Origin of the sequence: Paracoccus sp. (in: a-proteobacteria), from assembly GCF_046289755.1 — a bacterium.
In the GTDB taxonomy this organism is placed as follows: domain Bacteria; phylum Pseudomonadota; class Alphaproteobacteria; order Rhodobacterales; family Rhodobacteraceae; genus Paracoccus.
In genome coordinates, this window is the sequence record NZ_JBKBVD010000078.1 from 1 (window position 1) to 10,492 (window position 10,492).

The window sequence follows — 10,492 nt, forward strand, 5'->3', positions numbered from 1 at the left end:
CGATCTGTTCCAGATCCTCCCCGAACTGACCGGAAAGCTGTAACCGCTTCTTCTTCACAAAAATATCCCGGGGGGAATCGCGCAAAGCGCGATGGGGGGCAGCGCCCCCCAACCCACGCCAGAGACACAGGCGCCGTTCAGAAGGATTTCGCCATCCTGATCGCGGCGTCCACCAGCCACTGCACCGGCTCGGGCCGGGGCATATGGGTCAGATAGACCACCCCCATCTGCATCGGCGGCGGCAGATCGGGCACCTGAATGGCGCGCATCCCGCGCGCATGCAGCTGCTGGCGATAGAGCGGCTCGGGGCACAGCTCGACGATGTCGCTGGACTCGCTCAGGATCGACAGCAGATAGGGTGACCGGCAATAGACCGGCACCTGCCCCAGCTCGATCCCGCGCCCCCGCAGCCAGGTCAGCACCGCCTGATCCGAGCTGGCGGGCGAGGGGTTGATGGCCCATCGCAGGCGCGCCAGATCGTCCCAGCTGACCGGGCCGGTCAGCCCGGCGCGTTCGCTGGCCACCGGGATCATCTGGATCTCGCGGATCCTGACGAAGGTGATGTCGGTGGGCAGCGCCGCGCTTTCGGCCAGGATCACCGCGAAATCCAGATCGCCCTCGGTCAGCTTGGGCAGCACCGTCAGCATGAAGCCGATGTCCATGTCCAGCGCGCCGTCGGGATAGCGCTGGTGGAACTCGGACACCATGCGGCGCAGGCTGAAGGCGGCCAGCACCGGCGTGACCGCCATGCGCACGCGAACCTGCGCCTGCCCCGACAGGCGCGCCACGTCGCGTTCCGCGCGGGTCATCGTGGTCAGCACCAGTCGCGCATGCGACAGCAGGGACTGGCCCGCCGGGGTGAATTCGGTCCCGTGGGTCTTGCGCACCAGCAGCGTCGCGCCCAGCCCCGTCTCCAGCTCGCGCAGCACGCGGGTCACCGCGCTCTGGCTGAGGCCCAGCACCCGCGCCGCCCCCCGGATCGAGCCGGTCTCGGCCAGCGCGACCAGCGCCGAAAGTTGGTTGATGCGCATCCGTTCCCCCGACAGCAAAATCAGGTCACCCTATCAGATTTTCTGTCTGTGCGCAGGGCGATCCCTGCCTAGCATCACAATTATGACACATGACGCCGCGCCAGAACGCCCCGATTTCGACGCCATGCGCCGCTGGCGCAGGCACCTGCACCAGAACCCCGAGCCGGGCTTTGCCGAACATCAGACCGCCGCCTTCGTGGCCGGACGGCTGGAGGAGTTCGGCCTGACCGTGACGCGCGGGCTGGGCGGCACCGGGGTCGTGGCGCAACTGGTGGTGGGCGACGCGGCGCGGGGACCGCGCATCGCGCTGCGCGCCGACATGGACGCGCTGCCGATGCAGGAACGGACCGGCCTGCCGCATGCCTCGGTCAACGCGGGTTGCATGCATGCCTGCGGCCATGACGGGCATACCGCGATGCTGCTGGGGGGCGCCGATCTGATCGCGCGCCGGGCGCGGGCGGGCCGGATCGCGGGCCACGGCACCGTGACCTTTGTCTTTCAGCCCGCCGAAGAGGTCGGCGGCAGCGACAGCGGCGCGCAGCGGATGATCGCGGACGGCCTGTTCGACCGCTTTCCCGCCGACCGGATCTTTGGCATCCACAATGGCCCGACCGAGGCCGAAGGCCAGATGTATTTCCGCGAGGGGCCGTTCATGTGTTCCTCGGACAAGCTGGAGATCGTGATCCGGGGCGCGGCCAGCCACGGCGCCACCCCGCATCTGGCGCAGGACGCGTCGCTGGCGATGGCCTCGACCATCATGGCGCTGCACTCGATCGTCTCGCAGAACGTGCCGCCGCTGGAGACGGCGATCTTCAATATCGGGCAGGTGCAGGCGGGGCAGGTCTTCAACGTGATCCCGTCCGAGGCGCGCATCACCGCCTGCATCCGCGTCTTCGAGGCGGCCACCGCGCAGCTGGTCCATCGCCGCATCCGCGAGGTGGTGACCGCGCAGGCGGCCTCGTTCGGCTGCACGGGCGAGGTGATCGTCGATCCCGGCTATCCTTCGGTCGTCAACGAGGCCGCGACCCTGGCCGCCGCCGCCCGCACCGCCACGCGGCTGTTCGGCGCGGGCCGCGTCGTCATGGACGCCGCCCGCGTCACCGCCAGCGAGGATTTCGCCTTCTACCAGCGCCATTGTCCGGGCAGTTTCTTTCTGATCGGCAATGGCGACAACGGCTTTCGCGACGGCCAGCCCATCGGGCCCTGTTCCGTCCACAGCCCGTTTTTCGACTTCAACGACAAGATCCTGACAACCGGCGCCGAATTCTGGGCCGGGCTGATCGAGGACAGTTTCCAACAAGGAGCCCCCAGATGACCCTTCCCAAGATCTCGCCTCTGATCCGGTCCGCGCTGCTGGCCGGGACCTGCCTTGCGGGTCAGCCCGCCCTGTCGGACACGGTCTGGACCATGTCCAGCTGGGCGCCCGCGACATCGACGCTCAGCACGGATTTCCTGCAGGGCTGGACCGATGAGGTCGCCCGCGTGACCCAGGGCCGCGTGACGGTCCGCATCCTGCCCGCGGCGCTTGGCGCCCCCGCCCAGCATTACGAGCTGGCCCGGCGCGGCATCGCCGACATCACCTGGGGCAACCTGACCTACGAGCCCGAGCGTTTCAAGGTGATGTGGTTCTGCGAGCTGCCCCTGACCGGGGATGGCGGCGAGGCGGCCTCGGTCGCGCTGTGGCGCACGTTCAACACCTATCTGGCCGATCTGCCGGTCTTTGACGGCACCCATATGCTGGCGGTGTCGCTGTTCGGCGGCGCCCAGATCCACAGCGCCCGCCAGCCGCTGGCCACGCCCGAGGATTTCCGCAACCAGAAGGTCCGCATGGGCAACCCGTTGCAAAAGACCCTGCTGGAGGCGATGGGCGCCGTTCCGGTCGCGGCCCCCGCCACCAAGGCCTATGAGCTGATCGATTCCGGCGTCATCGACGCCTCGCTGCATCCGGTCGAATCGGTGCTGGGCTTTGGTCTGGCCGAGGCGCTGCCCTACACCACCGATGTCGAGGGCGGGTTCTATGACGCGATGTTCTTCCTGACCATCAACGACCGCGCCTGGCAGGGAATCGACGCGGCCGACCGCGCCGCCATCACCGCCATCTCGGGCGAGGTGCTGTCGGGCGGCTGGGGCGCCTTCTGGGACCGCGAGAATGCCGCCGCCCGCGAGGTGCTGGCCGCCAGTGGCCACAGTTTCGTCACCCCGGACCCGGCGCTGAATGACCTGATCGCGCAGGTCAGGGATGAGTTCCTGCAGGACTGGATCGCCGACGGCGCGCAGTTCGATCTGCCTCAGGCCGCCGAGGTCGCCGAATTCTTCCAGACCACCTACACCCGGCTGGCCGGAGAAGCGCCATGAAACCTCGCCATCTGGCGGGCCTGTCGGGCCATCTGGTGCTGGCGGCGATGATGACCGCGCTTGGCGCGATCGTCGCGCTGACCTTTGTCGATGTGCTGGCCCGGCAATTGCTGGGCCGCCCGGTCTATGGCGCCCATGATCTGACCGAGCATCTGATGGCGATGATCGTTTTTCTGGGCCTGCCGCTGATCACCATCGCCGGCGGGCATCTGACCGTGGATCTGTTCGACCGCATCCTGCTGCGCCCGGCCTTCTGGCCGTGGCGGCTGCTGGTGGCGGTGCTGGTGGCTGCGGTGCTGGTCGTGCTGGGCATGGTCATGTGGCAGGCCGCCAGTGACGCCGCGCAGTTCCGCGAGGTCAGCATCGAGCTGAACGTGCCCCGCGCCGCCTTCTACCGGATCTTCGCCATCTCGGCCTTCCTGTCGGCGGCGGCGGCGCTGTGGCGCGGCTGGCGCGACATGACCGACCCCCGCCCGGCCTCGCAGGTCGTGTCATGATCCTGGGTCTGACGGCGCTTGGGTCGATCCTGCTGCTGGCCTTCCTGCGGGTGCCTCTGGGCTTCGCCCTGCTGACGGTCAGCCTCGGCGGTCTGTCGCTGCTGTTCGGCCCCGCTCTGGCGGGCAGCATGCTGGCCATGACCATTTCCGAGAACGCCTTTTCCTACGAACTGGCGGTCCTGCCGATGTTCCTGCTGATGGGCAACGTGCTGGCGGCGACGGGCATCTCGGGCGATCTGTTCCGCGCGGCCAATGCCTTTCTGGGCGCGCGCAAGGGCGGGCTGGCGCTGGCCACGATGGTCAGCTGCGCGGGCTTCGCCTCGGTCTGCGGGTCCAGCTTTGCCACGGCGGCAACCATGTCCAGGGTCGCCTATCCCTCGATGAAGGCCTATGGCTATGCCGACCGCCTGTCCAGCGCGACCATCGCGGCGGGCGGCACGCTTGGCATCCTGATCCCGCCCTCGACGGTGCTGATGCTGTACGGCATCCTGACCGAGACCAGCATCGGCGATCTGTTCATCGCGGGCATCGGGCCGGGGCTGTTGGGGCTGGCCCTCTATGCCCTCGTGGTGCTGGCGATCTGCCATCTGCGCCCGCAGGACGCGCCGCGCAGCCCCGCCGTGCCCTGGGCCGTGAAACTGCGCGCCCTGCTGGGGGTCTGGCCCTTCTGCGCGCTGTTCGCGCTGATCATCGGCGGCATCTATTTCCGCCTGTTCACGCCCACCGAGGCCGCCGGTCTGGGCGCGGGCTTTGCCATCCTGATCCCGCTGGCGCAGGGCCGCCTGACCTTCGCCATCCTGCGCGAGGCGTTTCGCGACACGGTGACGACCTCGGTGATGCTGTATGTCGTGCTGTTCGGGGCGATGCTGCTGGCCAAGCTGATCTCGGTCTCGGGGATGGGCGAGGCGATCCAGTCGCTGCTGCTGGGCAGCGGGCTGAGCCCGGTGCAGACGCTGATGCTGATCCTGGCGATCTTTCTGGTGCTGGGCTGCGTCATGGACACGCTGGCCATCATCCTGATCTGCGTGCCGCTGTTCGCGCCCATCGTCGCGGCCTTCGACATGGATCTGATCTGGTTCGGCATCCTGGTCGTCGTCGTGACCGAGATCGGGCTGATCACGCCGCCGGTGGGCATGAATGTCTTCGTGCTGAACAGCTGCCTGCCGGGCGTGCGGATGATGACCATCTTCCGGGGGCTGGTGCCCTTCATCGCCGTTGACGTGCTACGCCTGATCCTGCTGGCCGCCTTTCCGGCCATCTCGCTCTATCTTGTCCACGCAACCTGAAGGGCCGGTCCATGAGTGCATTTTCGCCCACCGCGCCACGCCTTCTGCCCTGCTGGCAGGCGCATGTCGACATCGCGCCGACCCGCCAGCACGGGCCGGGCCCGTATGGGCAGCGCAACGTCGTGCCCATTCTGGGCGGAACCTTTGCGGGGCAGCTGGCCCCGGAGGGCGCCGCCCCTCAGCCCTTCGGGGGACAGGTCCTGCCCGGCGGCTTCGATCTGCAACGCCTGCGCCCCGATGGCTGCAAGGAGCTGGAGGCGATCTATCACCTCCAGACCCATGACGGGCTGGTGGTCGAGATCCGCAATCTGGCCCTGCTGACCTATACCGCCGGGGGCCATCTGCATTATGCCCGCTGCCGCATCTTCCCCGAGGCCCCGGCCGGTCGCCTGAACTGGCTGAACGAGCGGGTCTTTGTCGGCACGCTGGAGGTGGTGCGCCCGCAGGAACAGGTGCTGATCCGGTCCTTCGTGCTGGTCTGAGGCGGCCATCCCGGCGCGCGCCTGAAACGGGGGCTGCCGCGATACTGCCGGTCGCGGCCGCGATGGCGGCATCGCAACGCCCCGGCTCTGCGACATGATACCCCTGCGACCATCAGGCCGACAATCGCGCCAGGCGCGGCGCGCTGCGCCTCGCGCGGGCCAGCGGCGGGAAGTGCAGGGCCGATCGCCCGGCATATGATCCTGATCATGTCGGTTCTGCATGTCTCATGCGCTGTTCGCCACGCTTTCTGACCATTCCGCAGGCATTGACCGCGCAGGCAACCCAGTGAACTGTGCCCTCGCGGCACAGGCTGAGGGCGTCTGAACCTCGCCTCTTTGCCCGCTTTCGTTCTAGGATGGGTCTGAGGGCACCCGGGACGCGGCCTTTCAGCACCGGGTGCGATGCGATAGTGATCGGCGAACTCCAGTCGGGAAAGCAGAGCGATTTGAACGGCAAACGACCCACTCTGGAAGATATTGCCACGGTCGCGGGCGTGTCGCGGGCGACGGTATCGCTGGTCGTGCGCGGCTCGCCTCTGGTGGCCGACCACACCCGCACGCGGGTCGAGCAGGTCATGGCCGATCTGGACTATGTGCGCGATATCGGCGCCGCGCGCCTGCGAAACAACAGCAGCCGCACGGTGGGCGTGATCGTGCCGAACCTTGTGAACTCGTTCTTCACCGAGTTTCTGTCGGGCGTCGAGCAGGTCATGGGCCAGCATGACCGCGTCGTGTTGCTGGCCAACAGCAAGGATGATCCGCGCCGGCAGGACGATATTCTGCACCGCTTCCGGGGGCACGGCGTTGATGGCGTGATCCTGTGCCCTGCCGAAGGAACCGACAGCGCGCTGCCGGGACGGATGCAGCGGTGGCGCATGCCCGTGGTGCAGGCCCTGCGCGAGGTTGGCCGGCAAGAGACCGACTATGCGGGGGCCGATTATGTGTCGGGCGTCTGCATGGCGATGCAGCATCTGGTCGGGCTGGGCCATGACCGCGTGGCCTTTCTGTCGGTGCGGGCCCGCACCTCGGCGCGGGAAGAGCGTCTGACCGGGTTTTCCCGCGCGCTGGCCGAGACGCAGGCTCTGAATGCCGGGATCGTCGAGGCCGATCTGACATGGGAGGGCGCGGCCTTGGCCGCCGGGGAAATTCTGGCCCTGCCGTCCCGACCGACGGCGGTGCTGTGTTTCAACGATATTCTGGCCGCCGGGCTGATGCTGGGCCTGCGCCGGGCGGACCGCAAGCCGGGGCAGGAGATCGCCGTCGTGGGACTGGACGATCTGCCGCTGGCCGAACTGACCTTTCCGCCGCTGACCAGCGTGGCGATGTACCCTGCCCGGATCGGCGCCGAGGCGGCGCGGCTGCTGACCCGGCGGCTGGCAGATCCCGGTGTTCCCGTCGCGCGGTTCATTCAGGACCCGACGCTGGTGATCCGGCAAAGCGCGCTGGCCCAAGAGGATTGACAGGCCGCCCATTTGTAATTTAGATCGTTCTAAATTGCAGAAACAGACACATCCGCAGGGGAGGGCAGATGTATCAGTTCAATTTCCGGCCCGTTTTCGACAATCTGGATATGCTGGCCCATGGCGCCTGGCTGACGGTGCAACTGTCCTTTACGGCGATGGTGATCGGTCTGGTCGTGTCGGTCCTTGGCGCGGTCGCCAAGACCTCGGGTATCACGCCGCTGCGCTGGATCACCGATGTCTATGTCGAGGTGATCCGCAACACGCCGTTCCTGATCCAGATCTTTTTCATCTTCTTCGGCCTGCCTGCGGTGGGCATCAGCATGTCGCCCAACACGGCGGCGCTGGTCGCACTGGTCATCAATGTCGGCGCCTACGGGACCGAGATCATCCGGGCGGGCATCGAATCCATCCCGCGCGGCCAGATCGAGGCCGGGCGCGCGCTGGCCCTGACCCCGGTGCAGATTTTCCGCCATGTCGTGCTGAAGCCTGCGCTGCGCAACATCTACCCCTCGCTGACCAGCCAGTTCATCTATCTGATGCTGACCTCCAGCGTGGTGTCGGTCATCTCGGCCAACGATCTGGCATCGGCAGGGGCGGATCTGAACGCCCGCACCTTCGCCAGCTTCGAGATCTATCTGGTGCTGACGCTGATCTATTTCGTGCTGGCACTGGGCTTTTCGACCCTGTTCGGCGCGCTGCGGCGGATGTTCTTCAATTATCCGGCGAGTCGCTGACATGATCCGTGAATTTTCCTCGGTCGATCTGATCTTCATCACCATGGCAGTCCGCTGGACGCTGATCCTGTCGGTGATCGCCTTTGGCGGCGGCGCCCTTGGCGGGCTGGTTCTGGCGCTGTCACGGACCTCGCGCAGCCCCGTGCTGCGCGGGCTGGCCATGGGCTTTATCCGGGTCTTTCAAGGCACGCCGCTGCTGATGCAGCTGTTTCTGGTCTATTTCGGTCTGGCCGTTCTGGGCCTGCCCATCGACCCGCTGCTGGCGGCGGCGGTGGCGCTGACCCTGCATGCCAGCGCCTTTCTGGGCGAGATCTGGCGCGGCGCCATCGAGGCCGTCCCGCAGGGCCAGTCCGAGGCCGCGACTGCGCTGGCCCTGTCTTACCGCGACCGGATGCGCCATGTGATCCTGCCGCAGGCGCTGCGGGTGGCCACCGCCCCCACGGTCGGGTTTCTGGTGCAGCTGATCAAGGGCACCTCGCTGGCCTCGATCATCGGATTTACCGAACTGACCCGTGCGGGCCAGATCGTCAACAACGCGACCTTTCAGCCGTTTCTGGTCTTTGGCACGGTCGCGGCGCTCTATTTCATCCTGTGCTGGCCGCTCTCGCTGATGGCCCGCCGGATCGAGGCGCGGATGCGCCTTTCCGTCACGCGCTGATTTTTACCTGAGGAGGAGGACACCATGAAACTGAACCGTCGTCTGTTCGCGGCCCTTGCCGCCACCACGCTGATCACCGGAACGGCCGCCCCGGCCATGGCCGCCGATCTTGAAGCGATCAGGGAGGCGGGCACCGTCCGCATCGGCATGCTGGTCGATTTCCCGCCCTTTGGCATTCAGGACGCGGCTGGCAATCCCGATGGCTATGATGCCGATGTGGCGCTGGCACTGGCCGGACATCTGGGGGTCGAGGCACAGATCGTGCCGGTCACCGGGCCGAACCGCATTCCCTATCTGCTGTCTGGGCAGGTCGATGTGCTGGTCGCCTCGCTTGGCATCACCGCCGAACGGGCCGAGCGTGTGGATTTCTCGACCCCCTATGCCGGGATCGCGATTGCCGTCTATGGCGGCACCGGAACCGCGATCGCGGGCCCCGAGGATCTGGCGGACAAGTCGATCGCGGTCGCCCGCGCCTCGACCCAGGACAGCGGCGTGACCGGGGTTGCCCCCGAAGGCACCCAGATCCGCCGCTTTGACGATGATGCCAGCGCGGTGCAGGCGCTGATGTCGGGTCAGGTGCAGGCCATCGGCCTGTCGAACGTGGTCTTTTCACAGATCGCGGGCGTGGCAGGGGATCGCTTTGACAAGAAGTTCGATCTGTCCAGTCAGGTGCAGGGCATCGCAGTGGCGCCGGACTCGGATGCGCTGCTGGCCGAGATCGACGCCTTCGTGACCGGGGCCCGCACCGACGGCACGCTGGACGCCATTCATCAGGAATGGCTGGGCGAGCCTCTGCCCGATTTCGTCGCAACCGCCGAATGACCGGCCGCGCCCGGCCGCCCCGGCCGGGCGCCCCTTTGGGGAGCCATTCCATGAGCCAACACGCCATCACCATGCGCGGTGTCAACAAATACTACGGCGATTTCCACGCGCTTGTGGACATCAACCTGACCGTCACTCCGGGCGAGCGGATCGTGATCTGCGGCCCGTCCGGGTCCGGCAAATCGACCCTGATCCGGACCATCAACCAGCTTGAGGCGATCCAGTCCGGCGAAATCGTCGTGGACGGCGTCACCCTGTCGGGCGGCGAGAATGTCGCGCGCGTCCGCAAAGAGGTCGGCATGGTGTTCCAGTCCTTCAACCTCTTTCCGCATATGACGGTGCTGGAAAACTGCATGCTGGCACCGATGAAGTCGCGCAAGGTCTCGCGCACAGAGGCCGAGGCGACCGCCCGCCAGTATCTTGAGCGCGTGAAGATCCCCGAGCAGGCCGACAAATACCCGGCTCAGCTGTCGGGCGGCCAGCAGCAGCGGGTCGCCATCGCCCGCGCCCTGTGCATGACGCCGCGCATCATGCTGTTCGACGAGCCGACCAGCGCGCTGGACCCGGAAATGGTCAAAGAGGTGCTGGACACCATGATCGACCTTGCGCGCGAGGGGATGACGATGCTTTGCGTGACCCATGAGATGGAGTTCGCCCGCGCCGTCGCCGACCGGGTGATCTTTATGGACAAAGGTGTGATCGTCGAGGAAAACGCCCCGGCGGAATTCTTTGGCAATCCGCAGAATGAACGGTTGCAGAACTTTCTGGGGCAGATTGCATGAGCCGTCCCAGCGTGCTGGCGCTGACCACATTGAAGCCCGCCGGGATGAACGACCGGCTGCATGCCGAATATCAGGTGCTGCGCGACATTGATCAGGCGCAGGACGCGCGGATCGTGCTGACCTCGGGCGCGGTGGGTCTGACGGGTGCGCAGATGGCGCGGCTGCCCGCGCTGGAGCTGATCGCCGTCAACGGGGTCGGGGTCGATGCCGTCGATCTGGCCGAGGCGCGTCGCCGGGGCATCGCTGTGACGACCACGCCCGATGTTCTGTCCACCGCCGTGGCCGAGATGGCGCTTGGCCTTGCGCTGGCCGTGGGCCGCCGCATCGCCGAAGGCGACCGCTTTGTCCGGGCCGGGCACTGGGCGGCGGGCGGCAAATCCGC

Annotated in this window: 11 protein-coding genes and 1 pseudogene; 11 read left to right on the plus strand and 1 reads right to left on the minus strand. The window is 67.0% G+C overall.

Features of this window, described 5'->3' with window-relative positions; all coding sequences use genetic code 11:
- Positions 1–137: 137 nt before the first annotated feature.
- A complete protein-coding gene (locus tag ACK41U_RS18140; protein ID WP_409683326.1) occupies positions 138–1,031 on the minus strand; it encodes a LysR family transcriptional regulator in 894 nt (297 codons plus the stop codon).
- 82 nt (positions 1,032–1,113) lie between these two features.
- Between ACK41U_RS18140 and ACK41U_RS18145 the strand changes: the two genes are divergently transcribed.
- From ACK41U_RS18145 to ACK41U_RS18195, 11 genes and pseudogenes are all read left to right on the plus strand, one after another.
- Entirely contained in the window at positions 1,114–2,346 is a 1,233-nt protein-coding gene (locus tag ACK41U_RS18145; RefSeq protein WP_409683329.1) for an amidohydrolase, read from the plus strand.
- A complete protein-coding gene (locus tag ACK41U_RS18150) occupies positions 2,343–3,386 on the plus strand; it encodes a TRAP transporter substrate-binding protein (RefSeq protein WP_409683332.1) in 1,044 nt (347 codons plus the stop codon). Before ACK41U_RS18145 ends, ACK41U_RS18150 begins: the two co-directional genes overlap by 4 nt.
- Positions 3,383–3,883, plus strand: a complete 501-nt coding sequence (locus ACK41U_RS18155; RefSeq protein ID WP_409683335.1) for a TRAP transporter small permease — start codon at positions 3,383–3,385, stop codon at positions 3,881–3,883. Before ACK41U_RS18150 ends, ACK41U_RS18155 begins: the two co-directional genes overlap by 4 nt.
- Positions 3,880–5,169: a TRAP transporter large permease gene (locus ACK41U_RS18160; protein ID WP_409683337.1), complete on the plus strand. Its 1,290-nt coding sequence runs from the start codon at positions 3,880–3,882 to the stop codon at positions 5,167–5,169. Before ACK41U_RS18155 ends, ACK41U_RS18160 begins: the two co-directional genes overlap by 4 nt.
- Before the next feature lie 11 nt (positions 5,170–5,180).
- The gene (locus ACK41U_RS18165) at positions 5,181–5,651 is read left to right on the plus strand and encodes a DUF3237 domain-containing protein (RefSeq protein ID WP_409683340.1); all 471 of its coding nucleotides are present in this window, start codon (positions 5,181–5,183) and stop codon (positions 5,649–5,651) included.
- A 446-nt stretch (positions 5,652–6,097) separates the two neighbouring features.
- The gene (locus tag ACK41U_RS18170) at positions 6,098–7,111 is read left to right on the plus strand and encodes a LacI family DNA-binding transcriptional regulator (RefSeq protein ID WP_409683343.1); all 1,014 of its coding nucleotides are present in this window, start codon (positions 6,098–6,100) and stop codon (positions 7,109–7,111) included.
- 68 nt (positions 7,112–7,179) lie between these two features.
- On the plus strand, positions 7,180–7,848 hold the full coding sequence (locus ACK41U_RS18175) for an amino acid ABC transporter permease (protein WP_409683346.1): 669 nt from the start codon (positions 7,180–7,182) through the stop codon (positions 7,846–7,848).
- A 4-nt stretch (positions 7,849–7,852) separates the two neighbouring features.
- A complete protein-coding gene (locus tag ACK41U_RS18180; RefSeq protein ID WP_409683354.1) occupies positions 7,853–8,506 on the plus strand; it encodes an amino acid ABC transporter permease in 654 nt (217 codons plus the stop codon).
- A 24-nt stretch (positions 8,507–8,530) separates the two neighbouring features.
- The gene (locus tag ACK41U_RS18185; RefSeq protein ID WP_409683349.1) at positions 8,531–9,328 is read left to right on the plus strand and encodes a transporter substrate-binding domain-containing protein; all 798 of its coding nucleotides are present in this window, start codon (positions 8,531–8,533) and stop codon (positions 9,326–9,328) included.
- A 50-nt stretch (positions 9,329–9,378) separates the two neighbouring features.
- The gene (locus ACK41U_RS18190; RefSeq protein WP_409683351.1) at positions 9,379–10,110 is read left to right on the plus strand and encodes an amino acid ABC transporter ATP-binding protein; all 732 of its coding nucleotides are present in this window, start codon (positions 9,379–9,381) and stop codon (positions 10,108–10,110) included.
- Positions 10,107–10,492 (plus strand): annotated as a pseudogene (locus tag ACK41U_RS18195) (2-hydroxyacid dehydrogenase); the annotation flags it as partial. The gene ACK41U_RS18190 and the pseudogene ACK41U_RS18195, both read left to right, overlap by 4 nt.

Bases quoted from the DNA above. Each gene is read 5' to 3' on its own strand.
- ACK41U_RS18140 (WP_409683326.1), bottom strand. From the start codon at position 1,031: ATGCGCATCAACCAACTTTCGGCGCTGGTCGCGCTGGCCGAGACCGGC.
- ACK41U_RS18145 (WP_409683329.1), top strand. From the start codon at position 1,114: ATGACACATGACGCCGCGCCAGAACGCCCCGATTTCGACGCCATGCGC.
- ACK41U_RS18150 (WP_409683332.1), top strand. From the start codon at position 2,343: ATGACCCTTCCCAAGATCTCGCCTCTGATCCGGTCCGCGCTGCTGGCC.
- ACK41U_RS18155 (WP_409683335.1), top strand. From the start codon at position 3,383: ATGAAACCTCGCCATCTGGCGGGCCTGTCGGGCCATCTGGTGCTGGCG.
- ACK41U_RS18160 (WP_409683337.1), top strand. From the start codon at position 3,880: ATGATCCTGGGTCTGACGGCGCTTGGGTCGATCCTGCTGCTGGCCTTC.
- ACK41U_RS18165 (WP_409683340.1), top strand. From the start codon at position 5,181: ATGAGTGCATTTTCGCCCACCGCGCCACGCCTTCTGCCCTGCTGGCAG.
- ACK41U_RS18175 (WP_409683346.1), top strand. From the start codon at position 7,180: ATGTATCAGTTCAATTTCCGGCCCGTTTTCGACAATCTGGATATGCTG.
- ACK41U_RS18185 (WP_409683349.1), top strand. From the start codon at position 8,531: ATGAAACTGAACCGTCGTCTGTTCGCGGCCCTTGCCGCCACCACGCTG.
- ACK41U_RS18190 (WP_409683351.1), top strand. From the start codon at position 9,379: ATGAGCCAACACGCCATCACCATGCGCGGTGTCAACAAATACTACGGC.